Raw genomic sequence first — 24647 nt, 5'->3', positions numbered from 1 at the left:
AAATCAAGATCATGAAGAAAATATTCATCACCATATTATCAGCATCCCTTTTTTTTAGTTGCAGCAAGAGCAGCCTGGATCTGTTGAACCCAAATGAACCCACCCCGGCGGTGTTGAAAACAGAAGAAGGATTGATCAGGGGTACCCTTGGTATCTACAACAAATTTGGCCTTGAATTCTGGTGGATAGCCCTCGCCAACCATGACGCTATGGGCGACAGCTATACCATCAGCGCAGGTAACTTCTCCTGGAGATGGGTAAACCAGGTATCCAAAGTTACTTTGTCCAACGGCACCGTGCTGACTCCACCCCAGGGCGGTTCCCAAGGGCAGGAGCTCAAAAACCGCAATGACCGTTCTTTCGGCAATGACAACGCCTTCTATAACGAATGGGCCGCCCTTTATTTCGTAAATAACCAGGCCAACCAGGTGCTCGACGTAAGTGCACAAAATGACCTGGTCATGAGCGGCGGCGCCGAAGAAGTTGCTACCAAAAAAGCCCTTATCCGTGCATTTGCTTACTGGTGGAAGGGGTATGCCTACTCCCGCCTCGGTTCCATCTACATCGCCGGCGTACAAGCCGATAAGTTCGTAGACGGTACCCTGATGAACAGCGATTTCGTTACACACGACGCGATCGTAAAACTGGGCAACGACAACTTCGACGCCTGCGTGGCTGAACTGAACAAAGTATCCAACATCAGCGCCTATAACGTGCTGTTTAAACGCCTCGTCCCCGATTTCACCACCAGCGGTAAAGGCGGCGTTATCAGCCCCGAAGCATGGAAGAGACATATCAGCACCTATAAAGCCAGAAACCTCCTGGTAAACAAAAAGGTGGCGCAAATGACCAATGCCGACTGGACCAACGTGTTAAACCTCGCTACTGCCGGCATTACCAAAGACGATAAAATCTTTACGATGCGCAGCGCCGATGTAAACGACCTCGTTTCCATCACCGCCTGGTCTCCCTACCGCTTACAGATCGGTTGGGAAAATATCAGCGAACGCCTCATCCAGGACTTCAAAGCCGGTGATGAACGTTATACCCGTAACATCGACGGTCCTTATGCTGCATACGGCAATGAAAGAAACAGGGGCGTTCAATATGCTACCAGGTGGTATCTCTATGATGTTGCCGACGGCGGCGACTGGGCATCTACTATTACCGGCCTTGCTGAATTACCGGTTGCCTGCACTTACGAAGAAAATGCCCTGATGATTGCGGAAGCAAATATCCGCCTCGGTAATATCGACGAAGGGCTGAAATATGTTGACGCCGTACGTGACTATCAGCAGTCAGGCCTGGCACATGTATCCGGTACCGGCCTTTCCCAGGCAAACGCCCTCGAAGAGCTGCGCCGCGAAAGAAGGATTGGCCTCTTCCTGAAAAATGTGGCCTTCTACGACGCCCGGAGATGGAACGTTACCGCTCCTGCCGCACAAGGCGGCGGACGCCAGCATGCCTGGGTAATAAAACCAGACAATACCCTCGATGCCGATGCTACTATCGAGTACAACTACCTCGATTATTGGGACGTTCCGCAAAATGAACTGGACTTTAATACTCCCAGCAACACTTCTGCACCGGTAAAATCCAATTAATCCTCTTTTCTCTTTTAATACAAACGGGGGCGGCGTATAGCCGTCCCCGTTTTTTTATACAATCAGTTATAAGCTGTTGCCATCAGCGATGCCAGAACTTTCTCCATTTGTATTTGAAACGTTGCCAGGTATTGTTTCTACGCACGCCACCGACAACAACAACTTCACCACTCAGCTGCGCATCCGCGTCCTTCAACACTACGTCTACCGTCTGTTCTGCTGCTATTGCCATCTCTGTTCGCTTAAATCCAATACAGTCAACTACCACCGTCACTTTCTGGTCCGCCGGCAAAACAGGAATGGTTAACCGGTAATAACCGTTGACATCTGTTACCGCTCCTTTGTTCGTGCCTTTAACTACCAGGCTCACTCCCGGCATGAGCTGACCATTTTCCACGGTTACTTTTCCGGTAATAGTGCGTGTTGTTGCCGTATCCGCCATTTGCGCGGCGTGGTCACCCGCCGCAGCTGCAGTCGCCGGTAAACCGGCTGCCAGCAGCGCACCCAGTACAGCAGCGGGCAACAACGAAGCCGCCTGCTGCTCCGGTTGTATCTGCCGGTCCAGCTGTGATTTCCTGAAACGGCCGCAATACCGCTGAGAGGTATCGGAAAGCAATTCATGTATCTGGCTGTCCGTAAGGCCGGAGAAATCGACAACCGTCTTCTGGCAGCTGCCACAGAAGCGGCCGCCGGCTGCCGGTGTCATATTTTCCCAGGATTGCTGGCAGGGACTTGGTATGGAAACGGTCAGGGATGTTTTTCGCATAAGGTATCAGTTACCGTAAATTACAGCTTTTGACTGAAACAGCACGGCCGGCGCAGGAGATCCCGCGCCGGCCGTTACTTTATGCCCGTTATTTTTCCAGCACCAGCTTATCCAGTTCTGCCGAGATGAAACGGATTTCCTCCGGTGAGAGCTGAATGTTGGCCGCCCTGGCATTTTGTACCGCCTGTTCGGCGTTACGGGCGCCTACCAGCGCAATCGTGATGCCCTGATGGCCCTAACAGCACCTTTCCGCTCCGTGCCGCCCCACATCCAGCCGCCGGCGGCCCAGGCGCCAAACGTGATCACGGAGGCTTTTAAATCTGATTGTCCTAGTTGTCTGTATTCCATCACCCTTGTTTTTTGAGTCAAAAATAAAAAAGTCCGGAGATGCATCTCCGGACTCCCTGGTATATAACCATTGTGTTATCCATTCAGTTCACTTAATTCCAGCCAGCGCATGCCCTTTTCATCCAGCAGCTGTATGATTTCCCCTATCCGGTGGGTGAGTGGCTCCATTTCCTCATAGGGCAGTGTTCCGCCGGCCAGTTTAGCTTCGATGGCTTTCTTCTCTTCTTCCAGCGACTCCATTTCTTTTTCCAGTGATTCAAATTCCCGCTTTTCCTTGTAGGTCATTTTGCGCTGGCCGTTGTCTGCAGGGGCAGCAGCAGTTGCCTGCACAGCTTCCGCTTTTGTTTCTTTCTTCTCTTCTGCTTTACGTTTGTCCTCCTCTTTCTGCCATTCGCGGTACTGGGTGTAATTACCGGGATAGTCACGCACCACGCCGTCACCTTCAAATACAAAGAGGTGGTCTACCAGTTTGTCCATGAAATAACGGTCGTGGCTCACAATGATCACGCAGCCCTGGTATTCCATGAGGAAGTTCTCCAGGATACTGAGCGTGGGCAGGTCCAGATCGTTGGTAGGTTCATCGAGTACCAGGAAGTTGGGATTACGGAAGAGGATAGACAGCAGGTGTAATCTTCTTTTTTCTCCGCCGGAGAGTTTAGAGATGTAGGTATACTGTTTTTCCGCCGGGAAGAGGAACAATTCAAGAAACTGGGCGGCGCTCACTTTGGTGCCATCCGCCAGCGGGAAGTTTTCTGCGATGTTTTTCACAAACTCGATCACGCGCATGTCTTCTTTCACCACCAGGCCGGTTTGGGAATAGTTGCCGAACACGATGGTCTCTCCCACGTTGATTTTACCGGAATCCGGTTGTTCGGAGCCCAGCAGCATATTGAGGAAGGTGGATTTACCGACGCCGTTTTTACCGACAACGCCTACACGCTCTCCTTTTTTGAAGGTATAATCAAATCCTTTGAGGATCACATGGTCGCCATAAGCTTTATAGACCTTTTTAAGTTCCAGTATCTTTCCGCCAAGGCGGGTCATTTTCACATTCAGCTCCAGTTGCTGATCGGCCATCCTGGTGGATGCTTTTTCCTTCACCTCATAGAAAGCGTCCTGGCGGGCCTTGGATTTGGTAGTACGGGCTTTGGGCTGCTTGCGCATCCACTCCAGCTCTTTGCGGTAGGTGTTGCGGGCTTTTTCTACGCTGGACCGGTCCATTTCTTCCCGGGTAGCTTTGCGTTCCAGGTAATTTTCGTAGTCTCCCTTGTAAACGAAGAGCTGCTCCTGGTCCAGTTCCATGATCTCGTTGCAGACGCTGTCGAGGAAGTATCGGTCGTGCGTTACCAGGAGGAGGGTCACCCGTTCCTGGTCGAGATAGTTTTCCAGCCATTCGATCATGCCTACGTCCAGATGGTTGGTGGGCTCATCCATGATAAGCAGCACGTGTTTGTGCTCAAACCCGATGTCTATCAGTACTTTAGCCAGGGCTACGCGTTTTTGCTGGCCACCGGAAAGGGAGCCTACGGGCTGATCGAGATGGTGTATATTGAGTTTCCCCAGGATCTGTTTCACTTTGGCGTCAAAATGCCAGGCATTGAGCTCATCCATGCGGGCAAAAGCTGCGGTGAGCTTTTCCACATCCGGTTCGTGGCCTTCTTCTGTCAGGAGTTCGTATTCCTTGATAGCGTTTAGTGTGGGGTTATCATGATCGAAGATATTCTCGATCACGGATTTGTTGAGATTAAAATCGGACTGTTGCTCCAGCATTACAACGGTCACATCCTTGTGTATCCATACTTTTCCATCATCAGGGGCTTCTTTGCCCAGGATGATCTTGAGCAGGGTGGATTTACCTGTTCCATTCAGCGCCACCAGCGCTATTTTATCGCCTTCTTCGATGTGAAAAGAGATATTCCGGAATAATGGCTTAACGCCGTATGATTTAGTGAGCCCTTCTACTGTAACGTAATGCATAACCGCGAAGTTATACATATTCAGGAAAACTCCCCCAAATCCCGAATTATGTATTTGATATTATGATTTTTTTCGTATATTCAGTATAGGAATGGATGGCCGGACGGATGATCCTACACCTAATGAGAACGTTTTTTGTTGTTCGTTTTATTTCGGCCTTTGTCCATTATCCTTGCCCCTCTTTGCGTAAAATAAAAAGCCCTTGCGCGTAACGCGGAAGGGCTTGCGTGTTTTTAAACGTCCGGATGACTACACATTTCTGCTGATATGTCTGATCTTTTTCGGCTGGCGCCTGTTTAAGGACCTACGGTACCTACTTGCTAAACATATCCTGGTTCGTCAATAAGCCATCTATAGCATTTTTAGTAATTCTGGGGATAGGCCCCTGCCTGAAGCTTTCGGCAGTACACCAGTTGGTAGATGGGAAGTTGATCACTGTTCCGGAATGAACCGTTTTTTTAAAAACCATTGAAGTGGCAACCGTTCCTTTTACCCTGAAGCCATGGTCGAACGCCGTGAGTTCTACTTTGTGAAACTGTAGCATTGCAGCGTCTATGATAGGATCCCCATCGGCCGCAAAACCCAGAAGCGGCGCTCCGTCGTATTCCACAGAGCGGCAGGGTATAATATCTCCTTTTGCAAGCGACAGTCCCTTAAACAGTGGGGAACCGGGCGTCATTACCTTAAAGCCATGCCAACCTTTCCCCTGACCGTTATTGCCATATCCGCCTCTGTTGAAATCGCAACCGATGCTATGAATGGGCTGATACTTCAACGACTTTTCAGGCCAGTTGATTGTTTTGAGTGAATCCGGCGTATGTATCGGCTCACCGGAATACTTGTAGCAGCCCATCTGATTAAGACCCGCATTATACGAAGTTTGCCACCACATAGTGTTGCCAGACAAGATCAAGGCATGGTTTCCGTTATCCACAAACCGGTCGAAATTACGTCTTGCTTTCCTGGTCCAGTATTCATTATGCCCTGGGAAAACGACCAGCTTGCCCTTAAAATTGTTATAGTCTTCCATGTCCACATCCGCAATTACACCATAAGAATAAGGCTGCTTTTCAATCCAGGCAAAAAATCCAGCTCCGTAAAACGTGTAGGGTATGGGGCGCAGAAAGGAAACCTTCTTGGCGGCGGGCACTGTATAAAGGCTCCTTCTCCCTGAGGTGCAATAGGCGTTTTCTGTATTGGACGGATATACAATAGTTATATCCGGATGGCCGGTCGTCTTGATAACTATAGGTATTTTTTTCGCAAGGAGATATACGCCGCTCTTGATGTCAGGCACTTTGAACGCTACCGGTTCGGTATAGCCGAACCCCATTTCGGACGGCGAGTCGCCCCTGGGGTCCTGTGGCTTGGTGACACTGACATTAATCTTATGTACCACGTTGCCTGCAAGGTCGTACACATATAATAGTTTATTTTTATATACATTAGCAGTAGACATGTATATCTTCGCACTGTCACCAGGAAAATAAGACTGTTTGTCCGGATATCCGTTCAGCAAAGATCTACTATCTAACTCTATGGTATTTCCCGGAGGCTTCTGAGACTCCTCCGCATCTTCCAAGCCAACCTTGGTACAGGAACTAAGCAGGTTAACTGCAATAAACAATCCGATAAGATAACAATGTTTCATAAATAAGGAATTACCCCGATGAATGGTTTCGCGTCGTGAATAAAACCATTCCGTTTAATGACGATGAAAACGGGGGCCCCCTCTATTAGTACATTAAATTATTCCGGATGGTAGTATCGGTTAACCTTTGAAGAAAAGCTATTAATTGCGTCTTTTCCCCGGCCGACAAATTCAGGCGCTTCGCAGGTAAAGTCTGATTAGGCAGCTTCACGCCGCGGCCCCATCCTCCGCCAGCATCGTAAAAGTCGATTACCTCTTCAAGTGTCCTGAACTTACCATTATGCATATAGGGAGCAGTCAGGCCGATATTGCGTAAAGTGGGCACCTTGAATGAATAGAGGGCTTCCGGCACTGGTAACCTGTTATACATGCCCTTATCAGGATCAATCAGGTTGCTGCCCGGTGTTACGGTAACGCCGATAACCTCGGCCTCTGCTGAGGTAAAGTCCGGAGGCAGGGCACCATTGAATAATGGCAAAAAGTGGCAGCTGGCACACCGGGCCTTGCCTAGGTATAAATTCAGGCCATTAATTTCGTCGCTGTTCAGTTTTTTCCGGTTCCCCCGCAAATAGTCATCCACCGGCGAATTCATGGTGTTTAAGCTTCTGACATAGCTGGCGATGACGTTTTGCAGATGGAAAGTGGTTATGGGATTGTCGTCTTCCGGGTATGCCCGGCCAAACATCTCCCGGTATTTTTCATCTGCACTTAACCGGGTAAGGGCCTGACCGGAAGAGCTGTGCATCTCGTCCGGGTTCTGCAACACTTCCGTAATCTGGTCCTCCATATAGGTTACCCTTGCGTCATAAAACAACGCCGGCTGATAACCTGCATTCAGCAACGTTGGTGCGTTCCTGCTCACCTTACGCTTGCCATCAATGGCGGTGCTTTTGTCTACACCATCCGTAAATGCCATTTGAGGATTGTGACAGCTGGCACATGATCTTGTCTTGTTACCAGAAAGAACAGGGTCATAAAAAAGGCGCTTGCCGAGAAGTATTTTATTGCTGTCCGGCCATTCCCTCCTGTCGGCAATGAAAGCCCGTATATCAATAGCGTCCTTATCAAAAAGCGTTCTTGCTGTGGGGCTTATTGCAGAAGGGCCATCGTCCAGACCAGTTCCCCGAAGCGCAGTATCGTACCATTGCTCCGAAACAGGGATAACATATTCCGTTAAAAAGAAGGCGCGGTTGAACAGTGAATCTGACTTAATTCCATCCAGGTATGCGATACCTCCCTGCAATGCATGGAGCATTTTCTCCCATCCCGGTTCCTTTCTGCCTCCATGGCTGCCGGAATACTCATTAGCGACATTCAGCACGCTTTTCAGAACAGACCTGCACTCCGCGGCCGAGTTACCGGACAGCTCTGCATCGTATGCTGATATGCCCAGGGCACTCAAACGAAACAATTCCAGGCGGACGGATTTGAGGATTAATGTATCCGAGACGGCCAATTCAGCCATGCGGGCTTTATGTATCTGTAAAGACTGACGAACGTCACTGATAATTTGTAGCAGGCTGTCTTTATCGGCTGGGGCATCATGATCGAAAATGATGGATTCGATCACCTGAAACCCTCTTGGCTGGACCACTGTTATTTTATCTTCCGTCTCGATTTCTGCAGTGGCTGGCCCATTGAGCAGCTTTGCAATATCCGGGGACACATACTCCACCAGGTACTCAATTTGCTTATAATAAAGCCGGGCTTTTTTAAAGTCGTCCTGCAACTGACCAGGACCGGCGCCATTCTTCATACTGTTTTCCAGCTTAGTGGCATACATAGCAGTACTGTCCAGCATGTGCATGTATTGCCGCATCACTTCAGTATTATGCACAACCGCGGCCCTTTTGCCGCATGACCAGTAACTAATAAGAACGGCAACCCCGATAAAAAAAGCAAGGATGGAAGTAGTTTTGGCCTTTATCATAAAAAAAGAAAAGAAGCTGAAGGTAGCTTCTTTTCTATATATGTGAAATAAAACAATTAGTGAGTTTCCTGAAAAACCTGTGGAGGTGCTCTCCGGATATTAAAAATCATAGGCAAATTGCCTGAAGGAGCTGCGGAGACCAATATTAAAGATCAGGTCCCTGCTCATGAACACGTTATTCTTTTCACTTCTGCCCGTAACAGACATTTCAACTCTCAGATTATTCTTTGGATTCAATACGTATGCCACCACCCCCTGGCCATACAACAGATCAGTTTTAATGCCCTGAGCAATATGGTTACCATATACATTCACATAGGTCAGGTAGGGCTTATAAATGTTCTGGCCATAATTGGTTTTGCTGTCCGGGTCTATTCCATACTGTGACCACATCAGTTCTCCCCTGACATACCACCGTTTTAACCTGTAGGAAGCAATACCGAGCAATTCCCTGAAATTGGCGCCCAGCGGGTGAGCCAATGATTGATTATAATGTGCGTAGTTCGTGGCAGTGTTCCTGTAGCTGTACGTGTAGGGACGCACGGTGTTGAACTCACCTTGTACATCCAGGCCTTTGACGCGGAAAACGTCATAGCTTTTGATGCCCAGCTGCACTCCCCATTTATTAGCCCACCAACCTTTACCACTCACCATTTCTTTTAATTTAAACTCATCCAGCACTAATTGACCATACATGGTGGTCTTTGTGGCAAGTTTAAATTTCGCGTTGGCGCCCAGCACAGCATTATCGGAAGAACCTTCTGAAAATTCCGCAGGACGGAGGAAGATGATCGGGTTCATATAGCTCCAGTCAAATCCCCTTTTTCTTCCTGATGAATCTGCATCAGGCCAGATAACCGCATCAAAAACCCCGATACTGAGTTTTTTGCTGACATTCCAATCCAGGTAATGAAAGACTCCCCATTTTTTGGGATACCCGATATCGTGGTAAGCCTGGCCGAAGTCAAGCGCATAGCGGTCCATAAACTGTGCCCAGATAGCGGTATACTGAAATTTGCCCAATGTGCCGGTCAGCTTCAGATAAGGGTAACTATACTGGTTGTCGGAGAGAAGCAGGGAACGGTGACCATCTCCAATAAAATTCTGCCCGTAGCCCGCTGCCATACTCAGGTACTTGTTGGGCGTATAGGCCAGCAATGCGGATACATTGCTATAGTCAAACCCTTTCCCGTCCTGGTAAAGCTTATACGAACCCTGGCCCGGCACGACCGACATCTTACGCATAAAGCTATCAAGATAATACGGAAAGACACCCTGGTTCTCAAAAAAAGTGGTTTCGAAATAAAAATTCTTTCCGATGTTACCTTTCACGGATGCTCCGCGTGTATTCAACCAGGTAGTTTTGCTGCCTATCCTGGACTTTCCTACCTGGAAGTCAGGCAGGAAATCAACAAAAACATTATAATCCTGCGTTCTGAATTCGAACAGATGTTCACGGAACAGTTTCCTATAAATCCAACTACGTTTGGTGGTATCTGGCCGTGTGTACATTGCGCTGGTATCTTCGTGGAGCAATGGGCGAACAGCAGTATGGACGTTCAGACTGTCCATATATGCTTCCCGGAGATTCAAATAATTATAGGGTGCAATGACAGGTAGTTTTTCCTGTGCATGAGCACCAACAGCAAGCAGCACAGCCAGCAACGTCAATTGAAAAGGTTTCGGCAGCCGATAAAGTAACTGTTTCAATTATTATTTTTTAGCGTTAAACAAATAAGGATCTACTATTCCTGGCAAGACGGATCATTTCACCTATCCGGCCTCCAACAAATTTCTTATAAAGGTCCGGACAGAAGTATTGACCGTATAACGGTCAAATATCAGGCCCTGATATGTTTACCCTGAAGAAAATCCCGGTAGGCTTTCTGAATACCCTCTTTCAGACCTATTTTGGCTTTCCACCCAAGGCTATTCAGTTTTGAAACATCCATCAGTTTCCGGGGAGTACCATCAGGCTTTGAAGTATCCCATTCAACGCGGCCTTCATATCCGATGATTTCACGGACCAGCATAGCCAGCTCGGCAATGCTGATATCTTCTCCGGTGCCAATATTGATAAGCCCTGGCTCATCGTAGCCCTGCATGAGGAAAACGCAGGCATCTGCCATATCATCTACATATAAGAACTCCCGCTTCGGTGTGCCTGTTCCCCAAACAACAACCGCGGGATCTTGCTGGGTTTTGGCAAGATGAATTTTATGTATAAGCGCCGGAAGCACATGGGAGTTTTGAATATTGTAATTGTCGTTGGGGCCATATAAATTCGTCGGCATCACCGAGATAAAATTAGACCCATATTGTGAACGGTAAGAATCGCAGAGCTTTATCCCTGCTATCTTAGCTATTGCGTAGGGTTCATTCGTAGGTTCCAGCAATCCGGTGAGTAAATACTCCTCTTTAAGCGGTTGAGGGGCCATTTTAGGATAAATGCAGGAAGAGCCCAGAAACATCAGCTTTTTTACATTACTGACGTGCGCCTGATGGATCACGTTGTTCTGTATCATCAGGTTTTCGTAAATAAACTGTCCCCGGAAAGTATTATTCGCCAATATGCCACCGACCTTCGCGGCTGCCAGGAACACATAGTCGGGCTTTTCTTCACTAAAGAACTGCTCCACCTCCGCCTGCCTAGTCAGGTTTAATTCGGCGCTGCTCCTGGTAACGATATTGGCAAATCCGGCCTCCCTGAGGCGGCGGACTATTGCAGAACCAACCATTCCATTGTGGCCGGCAACATATATTTTATCGGTAGTTTTCATGACTATTTTTATTCAAATTGGCTTAAGATGGTATAGCCTGCATCTTTCAGCAGTTTTTCCCTTCTGAACAGGTCCAGATCGGCAGCAACCATTTCCTTCACCAAATCAGCCAACGTGTGCTCAGGCTTCCAGCCAAGGTTGGTCCAGGCTTTCGTAGCATCTCCAATCAACAGGTCTACTTCTGTAGGTCTGAAATAACGCGGGTCCACCGCGATAACTTCCTGGCCCGGCTTCAACGCGGCATTATCAGCAGTCACGCTTTTTACATATCCTTTTTCATCCACGCCCGACCCTTTGAATTCCAGTTCAACGCCTACTTCTTTAAAAGCCATAATAATGAAATCACGGATAGAAGTGGTAACGCCGGTCGCTATAACGTAATCTTCCGGCTTCTCCTGCTGGAGCATCAGCCACATGGCCTTCACATAATCTTTTGCATGCCCCCAGTCCCTTTTCGCGTCGAGGTTTCCCATGTAAAGTTTATCCTGCATGCCCAGGTGCATTTTTGCCACTGCCCTTGTTACTTTCCGGGTAACGAAGGTTTCCCCGCGTAAAGGACTTTCATGGTTAAAAAGAATGCCATTGCAGGCAAACATATTGTAGGCTTCCCGGTAATTCACCGCGATCCAGTATGCGTACATTTTAGCTACGGCATAGGGGGACCTTGGGTAAAACGGTGTTTTCTCAGATTGCGGCACTTCCTGCACCATCCCGTACAACTCAGAAGTAGAGGCCTGATAAACTTTTGTCTTCTGCACCAATCCCAACAAACGGAGAGCTTCGAGTATGCGCAACATGCCTATGCCATCTGCATTGGCTGTATATTCAGGTGTTTCAAAACTTACCTGTACGTGGCTCATGGCCCCCAGGTTATAAATTTCGTCAGGCTGAACTTCCTGGATTATCCTTATAAGATTTGTTGAGTCTGTTAAGTCTCCGTAATGTAATTTGAACCTCACATTTTTTTCGTGCGGGTCCTGGTACAAATTATCAATACGGCCTGTATTAAACAGGGAACTTCTTCTTTTAATACCATGAACCTCGTAGCCTTTGTCAAGCAGGAGCTGTGCCAGATAGGCGCCGTCCTGCCCCGTTATACCGGTAATAATGGCTTTCTTCATATAATTAGATATTTGCAGGCAAAATTAACTATTCCCTTTAATGAAGGAATTTTTCGGTTTTAAAAATTCCTCTTGGGTAAATCCTTAAAAATTCTATAGGGCATATCGGTCTCCGGGGAGAAAATCACCAAAACCGTCAGATATATGATCTTAATATCAGTTCCGAACGAAAAATTGCGTTGATACCAGAGTTCCAGTTCTCCTTTGTAGGGTGCGATCACCTTTGCATAGTATTCCTTGGGAGGCAATGTTGTTTCAGAGAGAAGTTTCTCCTCATCCCTGAAAATAACAGACCCGATACCAGTAATACCAGGTGGTACATCATAAATTTTTTCCCTGACATGTTCCGGATAAACATCAAAATCGACCTTCATTTGCGGACGCGGCCCTACAAGTGACATGTTACCAATCAGCACATTAACAATCTGCGGTAACTCATTCAGTTTGGTGATCCGGAGGAACTTGCCTATCCTGGTTACCCTGGGGTCATTTCTCAGCGTCAGGGAGCCCGTACCCATATTAGGGCTGTTCTTCAGCATGGTAGCAAACTTCCAGATATCAAAAGTTGATTGTTTATATCCAATCCTTTTTTGAAAGTAAAACACCTCCCGTTCCCCGGTAAAGCAGAGGATAATTACAATTGGCAACAATATGGGCGCCAGCAGGATTAACAGCGTCAGAGCAGCCAAAAAATCAATTATTCTCTTAACGATTCGATACATAATAACTACATTTTCTGGTCCAAAGATTTTCCGGTTTCAATATGCTGGAAGTCGGGAAGGTAATCTTTCAGTACATGGACAATTTCAGCTTTCGTGGTTTGCGTCTGAAAAACCGCTTCCAGGCGCTGAATAACGCCATCCAGTTCCGCCAATGATTTACGGGGCGTTTCTTTGATAATTCCCAGTTTCCCGAAAGCATCCAGGTTAATCACTTCGCTGCTTGTGTAGAATTCCTCATAAGGCTTTTCTCCTGAAGTATCTGAAGCAAAGTAATAAACAGGATATTCCGATGAGTTGGCATTTAATTTACTGGCCATCTGCCTTGCTTCCTCTTCCGACTGGCAATAAACAGGCTTCAGTCCAAGCTCCTTCAGTAACTCATCTGCCACATAGGTAAATGTATACATGTCATTTACCTCGTCCAGCTTAGGGAAGAAAATATCACCCGATGCGCCCAGCAGACACGCTATCATGCAGATTTCGCCGGACTCCTCCGGGGAAACAAAAAATCTGCGAACGTCTTTGGGTGCAGAAAATGGCTGGCGTTTTTGCAGTCTCTCCATGAATCCAAACGGAAGGCTTCCGTTAGAGAAGGCCACATTGGCAAATCTCGCCGTGGTAATTTTTATTTTCTCCGAATAGGCCATGATCACATCTTCCATCAGCTTTTTACTGGCCCCCATAATGTTTACCGGATTGGCAGCTTTATCAGTGGAAACGCAGAAAAAGTGTGCGGGAGGTTCTTTCAGCAGTTTGTCCAGCAGGTCGCGCGCTTTCAGCACGTTATTGTGGACCATGGCTTCAATAGACAGCTCATCTTTCTCACTTCTTACATGTTTGTGGGCGGCAAAGTTAGCCACCACATCAAAACGTCCATATCGTCGCAGTATCTTCTCAAACACAGGATCGGAGAAGTTTACAGGGTAGGTAAGGATGTTTGGAGGAATATTAAGATCGCTGCTGCTTCTGATATCACGGATAATTTCAGTAAGGCCGTTTTCGTTGATATCTACCACCACTAGTTGCGCAGGAGTGCCATTCCTGAGAAGCGCTTTAATAAACGACCCCCCAATGGTACCTGCACCACCGATCACCATGATATTTTTACCGTCTATTTCCTTTGCAAGTTTTTGCTTATTCTGAATAATATCATCCGTCAGAATACTGGAATTACGGTGTAAAATTCTGCCAATAAAAGCTGATAAATTAATTATCCTATCCACAAGATTTATTTTACTTAATGATGTTTTTATATGCCGCTGCAATGGTCTCAACAACAAAGGACACCTGTTCTTCAGTCATGCCATTATACAGCGGAAGCGAAATTTCGTTGGCATACATCCTGTAGGTAACAGGATAATCGCTGATCTTGTACCCGCGCTGCCTGAATAAGGTGAGCATAGGCATCGGAATGTAGTGTACATTCACCCCCACCCCTCTTTCAGAAACGTACTGGATGATCTGGTCCCGTTGTTCTTCAGTAATATCCTTTATACGGAGAAGATACAGGTGGTAGGAAGATGTCTTTTCGTTGTTGTCATAGGGTGGCAGCAATGCCCAGCCATGGTCTGAAAATTTACGGTTGTATTGATCATAGATCAATCTGCGCTCAGGCAACAGGGCGCCCTGGTAGCGGCGTATTTGCGACAAGCCGATGGCCGCGCAGATATCAGGCATGTTTACCTTCATACCCTGGTCAACAATATCATATCTCCATCCGCCGATCTGATTTTTTTCAAAGGCGCTTTTTGTTTGTCCATTTAGTGCGAAATATTTCAGGAACTGGTATTCTTCTGCATTGTTAAAGAGTGCAGGAAAGTTGAGGCAAATGCCACCGCCTTCACCAGTGGTGATGTTCTTAACCGAGTGGAAGGAAAATATAGCCACATCAGCTGCCAGTGCGGCCGGGCGGCCTTTGTATACGGCACCGATACTATGTGCGGCATCAGCCAGTACCAGTAACCGCCCCATTTTCTGCTGGCGTTCGGTTTTAGCCTGAAACCTGGCCTTCACCGCCTCGCTGTTTACAACAGCAAATATTTCATCATAGTTACACGGCCACCCTCCGAGATCAACAGGAATGATCGCTTTTGTGGAAGGCGTTACCGTAGCGGCAATTTTATGCTCATCAATCGTAAAGTCTTCTTTCACGTCGACCATCACCGGCGTAGCGCCGATGTTCATGATGGCCAGCGCCGTTGCAGAATAAGTATAGGAGGGAATAATTACTTCGTCGCCAGGGCCTACGCCAAACCACCTGAGTATCAACATGGCGCCTGAAACCCAGGAGTTCACACAGATACAGGCGGGAGCTCCTGTAAGCTTTTTGAGTTCCTCTTCCAGTTGCTTTACTTTAGGACCAGAGGTCAACCACCCTGTATTAATAAGTGTATCATTGACTTCCTGAATTACATCCTGATCAATCAGCGGAAGGGAATATGGAATATTCATCTATCAAATTATTTTAGAATTCTTATTTATTTTATACCGTAGCCATAAACGATATAGTGAAAACTGGATGGCAGTATCGGGCAAAGTATTTTATCTGTAAAAGCCGCCACTTTCCGCAGTATGCCGTCAGGTAAAAAGATGGCTATGAATCCGGTGGACCGATGTTCTTTCACACGAAACGGGCTTAAAAAGGAGGAGGTGTCTTTTATGTGCAGGTAGCGCCAGTAACTACTCCACCTTACCAGCTTTTTTCTAAGCAGCATATGAATTTTGGTTGCCTGCAGGTTTTCAGCAAACAACAATACTCCGCCGGTTTTAAGGACTCTGTACATTTCGTTAATGGCAAGTTTTTGCTTTTCTAAATCACCCAAAGCTCCTATCACCGACTTAAACACTACAACATCGAAAGTATCGTCATCATACGGAATTTTCGTGCAGTCAACCGCTGCATAAGATATTTTATCTGCTACCTGAAACGTTTCATGCAGCGGACGTGCATAATTACAGGGATTATTAAGGTCAGAACAGACCACGTCCATTTCATGTTCCTTGGCAAGAAAAAAAGAAAGTCCGCCCCTTCTCCCACCTATCTCCAGAGCATTTTTAGGATCTCCGGCAAGATTCAGTCCTCTTTCCCAAAGTTTCATTGCTCTGCTCCAGCTGTCCACATCCCATTCGAAATAATGATTCAGGTTTCGATGCATATCATATGGTTTATCGCGTTAAGGTTTTCATTTTTGCATTCTGTACCGGGGACTTACCGAGCAAGAGGACATCATACAATCCAACAAGATAACCAGCTCCATATCCTACATGCAAGCATAAAAAGGACAGAAAAATATTACTGAAATTTTTGAAGGAATTGGCTGACTTGGCAGCAAACCAGGAGGCAATTAACAAATATAGACATAAAATTGCCAAATAGAAGTACAGGAACCAGGTGCCTAACAATAACATAACGGGCAGAGAAACAAGAAATAATACAAACATCGGCGGGAATAGCTGTCTGACGGATGTTACTATTTTATGTTTCTTATTTACAAATACTTTCCAGTAGCCATATTGATAATACTGACGGAAGAGTTTTTTGAAGGACGCACGCACGAAATACCGGGATTGTAAAGCTGGCAGCAGGTATATTTTGCCGCCCCATTTAGTGAGCCTGTAATTAAACTCATCATCCTGGTTTCGGATCAATTCCTCGTCAAAAACGCCTATCGCTTCAAAAATTTCGCGCTTGTAGATGCCAAATGCCACCGTGTCAACAAACCCTTCCTGTGCGCCGGTACGAAAGTGAGCATTTCCTACACCGAATGGCAGTGACATCGCCGTACCAATTGCCTTCGATGCCTCGTTTTCATATACGTTGTCAAGAATTCCACCTAAACAGGAAATTTCCGGATGAGCCTCCAGGAAACTGATAGCGTCTGTAAGATAGTTGGGCTTTAGTTCTGCATGGGCTCCCAATATCATGAGGTAATTAGTATTGCTGTGCCTGATACCAAGATTAAAAGCAAACGGAGCCGCTTCCCTTTCATTTATCAGCAATTCAACGTTGGGCGACACGCCTGATATCGCCTTTACGATGTCGGGAGTCCGGTCTGTACTTTTTCCATCACAAACTATTATTTTTACTAATTCCTGCGGATAATTTTGTTCGGTAATGGAAGTGATGCACTTTTCTATATATTTTTCCTCATTCTTGGCAGCGATAACAATTGCAATGCTAGATCCGTACATAAAGGTTTACATTTAGCTGCCAATAATGGACAGTTATTTCAAATTTACTATTTATTTACTATCAGATCGTTGTACAATGCATGTAATTTGACCTCTTCTGCTTCCCAAAACATATCATAATTCATTATACTGCCACCTGTTTTAATCAGGTATTCCCTGTATTGTTCGTCCTCCAATTTTCTGACAGCTGCAGCAATATCCTGTGGGTTCAATGGATCCACATAAATGGCGGCGTCTCTGTAAATTTCTCTCCAAAACGCGAAATCAGACATGATTACCGGGAGGCCACAGGCAATATATTCATATGATTTAATGGGAATGCTCTTGATATAGCCCTGTGTCGGATGCAGGGTCGTCATACCAATATCAGCGGATTTCATTAAGCCATATACTTCCGCAATCCGTTTGTTACCCATATAATCCACCATGCTCCAACCTGGAGAAGCCATGCATTCCTTCATAAAGGACTCACTTTCCCAAACACCCAGCAACCATAGTTCCACATTATTATTGAACTGCAGAGAGTCAACCAGTTCTTTAATACCTCTTATCTTCGTCAGTCCGCCGGCATAAATCAGCCTCACCTTTCCGTTTTTTGGTTTATCTGCCATCGGCACCGCCTTTGTTATCTGTTCGAGAATAGGATAGTTTTTGAGTATTACCTTCCATGGGTTATTGAAACGTGCACTGATGTCTGGAGTTACCGTTACAATCCCTGAAAAATATCTATCGCCCAGCTTCTCTATAAATTTAACTGTCCGGGAAAGCAACTTCTTTAAAAACCTGCTGTTGAGGTATGGCTTTTCCAACAAGTCCTTGGGAAAATCCTCATGAATATCATAGACCACACGCTTCCCCATCATCCGGAGTATAAACCCGATCGGCATCAGTTCAGGGTCATGAAAATGATACACATCCGCCTTTACCCGCAACGCCTTCCTAAGGATACGAAAGGGGGTGAAGAACATACGGGTTAGTCTGCTGCCCGACTTTCCAACATTGAGAATATGAACTCCGTCTTTAACTTCATCTTCCTTGCCGTCCGCTACGATCTGATATACCTTGTACCATTTTGTCAGGCTGATACATTCTTTAATGAAAATACGTATATCGTACCTTGTGTGGGCGCTGGTCATATGACACACAACTTCCATATATAACTAAGCAATCTGTATTTTTATGTTATAAGTTATTTTTTAATTTGATGTCTGTCAGAACCGGACATTCTTGTTGTCGGTAACTTTCATAAAAGAACGTGTTTTGAGCGTTTCCAGGCTCTGAGCATTATTAGTGCCATTTACGAAGGTATTATTATAGATTGAATAATAATACTTCGGAGTACCCCTGACACCAAATATTATACTTTTTGAGTATATTATATTATCATACAGCACAACGGAATCACCGGCGATATCTGTGTTGTCCCCTCTATCCTTACCACCATGCATGTCAAATATGGGAGAGTCCGCATATGACTTCAGGACGATGTTCCGGTAGGCAGCATAAGAGGTGCCGGGTTTGCCTGTTCCTGCCACGGAATGGTTATTCAACTCAAAAACGTTATTATAGATATTGGCGTTGGCCTGGTCAAGGCAGATGCCATATCCCAGTCCCTGTCGCTGGTTCTGGTGAATATAATTGTTATGGATACTGGCGTTGGACGCTCCGGTACGAAGAAAAATAGCGGAATGTGACCAGCCATACAGTTCACAATTATCCACCGTCAGCCGGTCGAATTTGCATTGTATGCCGTTTGCCGGGGCAACAGTATAGTACTGCTTGCTTGATATAAGTTTCTTCATTGCCGCTACGTTCCGGGCAGAGTCCGGGCCCTGAATTCTCAGGCCGGTTATTCTCACATTATCGCCAGCTACATAAAATAAGGGAAAAGTATTCAGGCTATCCGTATACAGTAACGCTCCCCGCGATCCGCGCGTTCTCCTGCCACTGGCTAGCGTTACTCCTGCGTTCAGATTAAGATAGGTCAACCCCGACAGATCAATGACAGCCTTATCATTAACATACACAACATCCCCATTCCCGGCTTTCTTCAGAGCGCTCACCAGTTCATCCCGCGTGTTAACGCGGTATCGGGCCGATGAGGCCGGGACCTTGGTGAATCCTTGTGCATAATACTTCTGCAGGTATTTCAGATTATCTATTGCGGCAGACTGAGCATTGGCGCCAAGCCAGCAAAAAAGAACGACCGCTATAAAGCAATAAATTCTTGATGCCATAACACTATTTTTTTATTGTTAACAATAACCGTCGGGTAGTGCCTGCGTACCTCAGGTTGTTGCATTCTCCGGACTATATGATCACCTTGCGATTAGGTTCCAATGGCACTTTAAACATGCTTGTGAATAATTTAACCAATATCATCGGAAAATATGAAAAAAACACATATATAAGATTCAGATTATCAAATTCACCTTTAGGATACAGCATAATAAATGTAACGGAAATCTGGGCAAGTATCAGGAAACTCCAAAAACTTGCAGATTTGATGACTGCGTTATAAAACAACTTAATCATCAGCCCAAGGAAAAACATTCCCATAAACGGGCCAAAAGGGCCAAAATTGATATACATTTCTGCAACACCAGTAGGCGGGAGGTGCCCACCTTCCGCATGAGAATACCATAATTGCTTAATAATTGCACTTGGCTGATAATCTTCAGGTCTTATTTTACTTGGCAAAATATTCATGACCCATGAAACAAGGGACTCTCCGTACATAAAGCCATGATCAATTTTCCAGGCATCCAGCACTTTAATAAATATTACTGTATTGGGCATATTCCCTTTATCGATGATATAAAAACTCATACTGTTTAGAAAGTCACCTAACAGACTAAAAGTATCGGCATTGAGCGCCATTCCACTGTCACTCATACTACTGAGCAACCGGAAAAAATAAAAAAAGATGCCAAAAACGGGTATCAGTACCGTAAACATGAGGTATTTCCGGTTGTTGAACCGGGGAAGCGATAACAACCCCTTATAATAAAACAGGATGATTACAGTTACAAGGTAAAACACGGTAGAGGCGATCCTCCCATTGGATGCCCAGAGCACCACTCCACCAAAGATACAGAGGATGAAGAACAGGTCGGGCTTTTTGTTTTTCCGGAGATATTGAAAGGAGAGCAGGTAAGTGCCCATGTAATACATAATATACCCGATAGTAGTTCCTCCATCTTCAAACTGGTACTTTCTAAGTGCCACCTGCGATAAATATGCAACAGGATTACCACCGGCGAATTTAACCACGTTGTAAAAAAAGTTCAGCGCACCTAATCCCATCATTGCCAACGCAACAATCATCAGCACATAGGAGCTCATGGAAGCCTCACTGTCAAATGTCATTGGTCTGAAGGCTAGAGGCTTTAATATACTGTACCCGGCGATAATAGAAATCAGGCCGGCGAAGTAGTAAAATGAACTCCAGTTAAACAGGTGTATATAATTATTATGCAATGAAGTCTTCTGGAGATATGGCGTAAAATCACACTCTGTGTTCAGATAATAAAAATTAACAAAAACAACAGTTGTATAGTATATACAAAATAAATTAAGCGGCGCAAAAATGATAAGCCGCTTCTGAAAACGGAGATAGGTATAAATAACCCCCAGTGTAAGCATTGACCAAAGCTTTACATACACAAAGGGGTCGTCATTAAAGGTGCATGACAGTATGTAGCAGATAATAACAATCAGCAAAAAGAAGACCTCTATCAATTTACCCTGTACAGGTTTCATTCACTTACTTTTAGGTTTCCTGTAAATACTTCGGCACACCCTGCTCAACTTCTGCAATCAACATCTTCACTTTCGTCAATACAGCCTGATGGCTATATTCGGCAATCAGTAATTCCCTGTTATGTTCCCGTTCTTCCCTCGTAAGCGCAGTGCCGATGCTCTTACCGTTAAATTCCTGCTGAAAACTATAGATCTTAAATCCTTTTCGCTTCAGATAACTGTATACAATGCTTTCCTCAGACATGAAGATTCTGCAACCTAACCATAAAAGTGCGATCAGATTCCCAACTGCCTGTTGCCGGTTATGGTTCATTACGGCGACGCTACATTGTTTTAACAATGTAACATATGCCGCTGAAGGATAAAAGTCCAGTAAAGGGAAGAAATTTTCTCCCAGCAGATCCTCTCCTTGCTTTAAAACCACTGCCTTGTAAGCTGGCGTACCTGCATAATTTAAGGGGACCACGACCTTCTGCTTTTCCCCCAATTCCATTTCCGAAATGGCATTGAGCACATCAAGGTGATTGGATTCAGGCCCTGCAGAGTTCCCCACCAGAATGTCATTCCCCATTACATAATCATCCTCTCCAATCTTGTCTTTAAACATATTTTCGATAGACTCATATGAAAAAAGAACCTGTTTCGCAGAGAAAAATGGGAACGAGTTGAGAATTTCAAACTCATCCGGAATTACAGTGGCACAATAATCCACCTGGGCAACGGCTTTTTTATAAGCTGCATCCGGAAACATACCGGTATATGAAAAATAGTACAGCCTGCTCAGAAGCGACTTAATACCCGCTGTCACACCACTTCTTTGTTGTCCGACAATCTGGTTGGTATAATACTGATATAACGGCTTTTTGTAAAAAGAAGTATTATAGATATCGGTCCCCCACGACAGCCATATGATCCTGCGGTTGCCTTTAACCAATCTGTTCACCGCCCAGCGCTTGTCACGGCACATGGCATGAACTACCAGCACGTCAAAGGGATATTGCCTGATAAAAGAGATATACTGCTTAGTCCGTCTTTTGAGCACTTTCACTTCATGGCGGGCTTCGGTGTGCCTGAGAGTTGCTTGCGGGTCAACAGTGCTAATCAAAAACATGTTATTTCCCTTATTGCATTGCTCAAACAAGTTGATTGCAAAATTGGTAAAAACAGTATCATCAATTAGGTGAAGATATTTCATACATATTTTGTTCTGTGGCATTCACCGTCAGTTGATTTCATAGTCTGGTTCCCTTTTTCTTCTCAGCAGCATTAAAGGTTTTTAATGATTACACGGGTAATCATATCCTGATCTTCCTTCCGGAGGCTATGGTATAATGGCAAACAGATCACCCGTTCAGAAATCGATTCAGATACCGGACAGGGCTGTTGTTTAACGTAAGAGAGATTATTCAGCGACGGATAAAAATATCTTCTTGGCTGTACATACTGAAGATTCAGGGCGGCAGTTACTTTGTTTAACTGTGCCTCATCTTGTAATACAATAGGGAAATAAGCGTAGTTAAATTCACATCCCGGAGTAATTTTCAGCAATTGTATCCGCTTCTCAGCCCGTAATAAGCTCTCATAGCGTTGCCATTGTGTCTTCCTCGTCACCAGAATATCATCAATATGATCCAGACAACAAAGTCCCATTGCAGCATGGAACTCAGAGTTTTTTGCATTGATCCCGACACTACCAAAAGTAACCGGTGAAGTGTGGCCGAAATTCCGCAGCAACCCCATTTTATCTGCCAATTCGTTATCCTGGCAAAATACCGCACCCCCTTCTATGGTATGAAACAGCTTGGTGGCATGAAAACTGGCCGTACTGACATCACCATACTCGAATACAGTTTTATTTTTATACTTGGTCCCGAAGCAGTGGGCTGCGTCGTAGATAACATGCAGGTTGTGTTTATCTGCTATTGTTTTTATAGCGTCTATATCACAGGCATTTCCGAATACATGTGTAGCGAGGATAGCGGTAGTATCTTCTGTGATGGCTTCTTCAATCTTCGACGGATCAATATTAAAGGTTTCAGCGTCAATGTCAACAAACACTGGCCGGCAGTTTTCCCATACAATTGCCGAAGTTGTGGCTACATAGGAAAATGGCGTAGTAATAACCTCCCCTTTCAGATCGAAGACTTTGACAGCTATCTGCAAGGCAAGGGTGCCATTTGCCAGGAAAAGAACGTTGGAGGTGTCCAGATATTCTTTCAGCCTTGTTTCCAATTCATTTACCAATGGGCCGTTATTGGTCAGCCATTGCCGGTTCCAGATTGCATTCAGATGTCGTTGATATTCCTCCTGGGAGGGCAGAAATGGTTTAGTAACAGGAATCATCTCTTCTTAAAAATTATTTGCTTAATGTCTGTAATGGCTTGCATTTTTGTATAGAATCCTATTCCCAGATATATCAGCAGGTAAACTACTCCGGTAGTCACAATGTTAACCAAATGCCCAGGATTCAGATGTCGGTTCAGCAGGTGGATCATCAAAAAAACCGCAATTCCCGTTAAAGCAGCCAGAATAAATATAGGCAATATATCCTTCAATTGCTCTTTAATAGGATAATTAATTAGTTTGCCGCTGTAAAGCGTGTTGATATAGAATGATATGACAGACAGCAGGATCTGGAAGTAAAGTAACCCATAGATGCCGAATGGCAGGCTGCAGCCTATTCCCACACCGACTACTACCTTCTTTATCACTTCAAGTTTAAGGAACAAATCGCTTCTCCCCTTAACATTGAGAATATTCAGGTTATATACCTGCAAAGGATACAGAATGGCCGACACACACAAAATCTGGAAATAAGGAACCGCCGGCAGCCACTTGTCTGTTAACAAAAATCTCAATAATGGTTCAGCAGCAATCATCAGGATAATCATTAGGGGTGTTATCCAGAATACTACCTGCTGCATCAGTTTTCTATAAGCTACCTTCAGTTTTTCATTATCGTTCTGAATGGCCGCAAATGTGGGATAGGTAACCTTATTCAATGCAGTAGCAATATTCTGCACCGGCAACATACGCATGGAATCAGCCCTGTTGTAATATCCCAACTGCGTCGCTGAAAAAAATTTCCCTATGACAAGATTATAAATGTTCGTGAATACCGTGTTCAGTATCCCGGACAATGTCAGCTTATATCCAAATAAAAAATGATGCTTCAACCTGGCTTTATCGATGATAAAGGAAGGATACCAGCCGGTGCGGAACCAGTGCTGCAGGGTAAACAGGAACGACTGAACGATTTCCATCCAAACCAGGCTCCAGACACCAAACCCTTTATATGCAAGCACAACTCCGGTTATTCCTCCTGCAATAACAGAAGGAATTTGCATAAACATCTGGATCTTAAAGTTCATTGCCTTTGTAAGCCTTGCCGTCTGCACACCGACAAACGCCTTGATGACAATCGAAACGGTGTAGACCCTAATAATGTTCGTGAGAATTTCCTGTTTATAAAAAACGGCTATCAGTGGCGCCAGGGCAAATAACGCCAGATAAACTACAAGGCTGCCTAACAGATTAATGAAAAAAACGGTGGAATAGTCCCGTTGGTCTGGCGCCTCTGTCCTAATGAGGGATGTGGTAAGTCCACTGTCCATCAGTGAATTACCAATCCCTACAAATACTGTCAGCATTGCTATCAATCCAAATTCTGAAGGCATCAGCATTCTCGCCAGAATGATCTGGACCAGAAAGTTTATTGCCTGAACACTAAATTGCTGGCTGAAAGTCCATAGAACACCTGAAATCGTTTTCTGTTGTAAACTCACAATATCATTC

Annotated in this window: 20 protein-coding genes; 1 reads left to right on the top strand and 19 read right to left on the bottom strand. The window is 45.3% G+C overall.

Going from position 1 to position 24647, the window contains the following annotated elements; all coding sequences use genetic code 11:
- Nucleotides 1-11: 11 nt before the first annotated feature.
- Nucleotides 12-1604, top strand: coding sequence for a RagB/SusD family nutrient uptake outer membrane protein (locus tag B5D63_RS17315; RefSeq protein ID WP_078670023.1), 1593 nt, complete (start codon nt 12-14; stop codon nt 1602-1604).
- An 82-nt stretch (nt 1605-1686) separates the two neighbouring features.
- On the opposite strand, the gene B5D63_RS17310 is transcribed toward B5D63_RS17315, so the two are convergent.
- The 19 genes from B5D63_RS17310 to B5D63_RS17225 all read right to left on the bottom strand — a co-directional run bounded on the left by B5D63_RS17310 (nt 1687) and on the right by B5D63_RS17225 (nt 24637).
- Entirely contained in the window at nt 1687-2370 is a 684-nt protein-coding gene (locus tag B5D63_RS17310) for a carboxypeptidase-like regulatory domain-containing protein (protein ID WP_078670022.1), read from the bottom strand.
- Nucleotides 2371-2574: 204 nt separating this feature from the next.
- Nucleotides 2575-2718, bottom strand: coding sequence for a hypothetical protein (locus B5D63_RS34675; RefSeq protein WP_200817013.1), 144 nt, complete (start codon nt 2716-2718; stop codon nt 2575-2577).
- Between the two features lie 75 nt (nt 2719-2793).
- Nucleotides 2794-4695 (bottom strand): ABC-F family ATP-binding cassette domain-containing protein, encoded by a 1902-nt coding sequence (locus tag B5D63_RS17305; RefSeq protein ID WP_078670354.1) that lies wholly within the window; start codon nt 4693-4695, stop codon nt 2794-2796.
- Between the two features lie 313 nt (nt 4696-5008).
- Complete coding sequence (locus B5D63_RS17300) at nt 5009-6346, bottom strand: N,N-dimethylformamidase beta subunit family domain-containing protein (RefSeq protein WP_078670021.1); 1338 nt, start codon at nt 6344-6346, stop codon at nt 5009-5011.
- 85 nt (nt 6347-6431) lie between these two features.
- On the bottom strand, nt 6432-8183 hold the full coding sequence (locus tag B5D63_RS17295) for a cytochrome-c peroxidase (protein ID WP_159456057.1): 1752 nt from the start codon (nt 8181-8183) through the stop codon (nt 6432-6434).
- Between the two features lie 192 nt (nt 8184-8375).
- Nucleotides 8376-9986 carry a hypothetical protein gene (locus B5D63_RS17290; RefSeq protein WP_078670019.1) on the bottom strand — a complete coding sequence of 537 codons (1611 nt, stop codon included), beginning with the start codon at nt 9984-9986 and terminating at the stop codon, nt 8376-8378.
- A gap of 131 nt (nt 9987-10117) precedes the next feature.
- Nucleotides 10118-11056: a GDP-L-fucose synthase gene (fcl, locus tag B5D63_RS17285; RefSeq protein WP_078670018.1), complete on the bottom strand. Its 939-nt coding sequence runs from the start codon at nt 11054-11056 to the stop codon at nt 10118-10120.
- Between the two features lie 8 nt (nt 11057-11064).
- The gene (gmd, locus tag B5D63_RS17280; RefSeq protein ID WP_078670017.1) at nt 11065-12177 is read right to left on the bottom strand and encodes a GDP-mannose 4,6-dehydratase; all 1113 of its coding nucleotides are present in this window, start codon (nt 12175-12177) and stop codon (nt 11065-11067) included.
- 59 nt (nt 12178-12236) lie between these two features.
- Entirely contained in the window at nt 12237-12899 is a 663-nt protein-coding gene (locus B5D63_RS17275; protein ID WP_078670016.1) for a sugar transferase, read from the bottom strand.
- Between the two features lie 5 nt (nt 12900-12904).
- Nucleotides 12905-14122 carry an SDR family NAD(P)-dependent oxidoreductase gene (locus B5D63_RS17270; protein WP_235021561.1) on the bottom strand — a complete coding sequence of 406 codons (1218 nt, stop codon included), beginning with the start codon at nt 14120-14122 and terminating at the stop codon, nt 12905-12907.
- A 10-nt stretch (nt 14123-14132) separates the two neighbouring features.
- Entirely contained in the window at nt 14133-15350 is a 1218-nt protein-coding gene (locus B5D63_RS17265; protein WP_078670015.1) for a DegT/DnrJ/EryC1/StrS family aminotransferase, read from the bottom strand.
- 26 nt (nt 15351-15376) lie between these two features.
- Nucleotides 15377-16054 (bottom strand): class I SAM-dependent methyltransferase, encoded by a 678-nt coding sequence (locus tag B5D63_RS17260; RefSeq protein ID WP_078670014.1) that lies wholly within the window; start codon nt 16052-16054, stop codon nt 15377-15379.
- 10 nt (nt 16055-16064) lie between these two features.
- Nucleotides 16065-17090, bottom strand: coding sequence for a glycosyltransferase family 2 protein (locus B5D63_RS17255; RefSeq protein WP_078670013.1), 1026 nt, complete (start codon nt 17088-17090; stop codon nt 16065-16067).
- A gap of 47 nt (nt 17091-17137) precedes the next feature.
- Nucleotides 17138-18244, bottom strand: a complete 1107-nt coding sequence (locus B5D63_RS17250; protein WP_078670012.1) for a glycosyltransferase — start codon at nt 18242-18244, stop codon at nt 17138-17140.
- A 57-nt stretch (nt 18245-18301) separates the two neighbouring features.
- Complete coding sequence (locus B5D63_RS17245) at nt 18302-19327, bottom strand: right-handed parallel beta-helix repeat-containing protein (RefSeq protein WP_078670011.1); 1026 nt, start codon at nt 19325-19327, stop codon at nt 18302-18304.
- A 73-nt stretch (nt 19328-19400) separates the two neighbouring features.
- Complete coding sequence (locus B5D63_RS17240; RefSeq protein ID WP_078670010.1) at nt 19401-20852, bottom strand: O-antigen polymerase; 1452 nt, start codon at nt 20850-20852, stop codon at nt 19401-19403.
- A gap of 10 nt (nt 20853-20862) precedes the next feature.
- Nucleotides 20863-22047: a TDP-N-acetylfucosamine:lipid II N-acetylfucosaminyltransferase family protein gene (locus B5D63_RS17235; RefSeq protein WP_159456056.1), complete on the bottom strand. Its 1185-nt coding sequence runs from the start codon at nt 22045-22047 to the stop codon at nt 20863-20865.
- Between the two features lie 71 nt (nt 22048-22118).
- Complete coding sequence (locus tag B5D63_RS17230; RefSeq protein ID WP_078670008.1) at nt 22119-23195, bottom strand: DegT/DnrJ/EryC1/StrS family aminotransferase; 1077 nt, start codon at nt 23193-23195, stop codon at nt 22119-22121.
- Entirely contained in the window at nt 23192-24637 is a 1446-nt protein-coding gene (locus B5D63_RS17225; RefSeq protein WP_078670007.1) for a lipopolysaccharide biosynthesis protein, read from the bottom strand. The genes B5D63_RS17230 and B5D63_RS17225 overlap by 4 nt, the downstream gene beginning before the upstream one ends.
- Between the last annotated feature and the right edge of the window lie 10 nt (nt 24638-24647).

Origin of the sequence: Chitinophaga eiseniae (genome assembly GCF_900167135.1) — a bacterium.
GTDB lineage: Bacteria > Bacteroidota > Bacteroidia > Chitinophagales > Chitinophagaceae > Chitinophaga > Chitinophaga eiseniae.
Note: the sequence above shows the minus strand (reverse complement) of the source record. Positions and strands in the feature narration are given on the sequence as shown.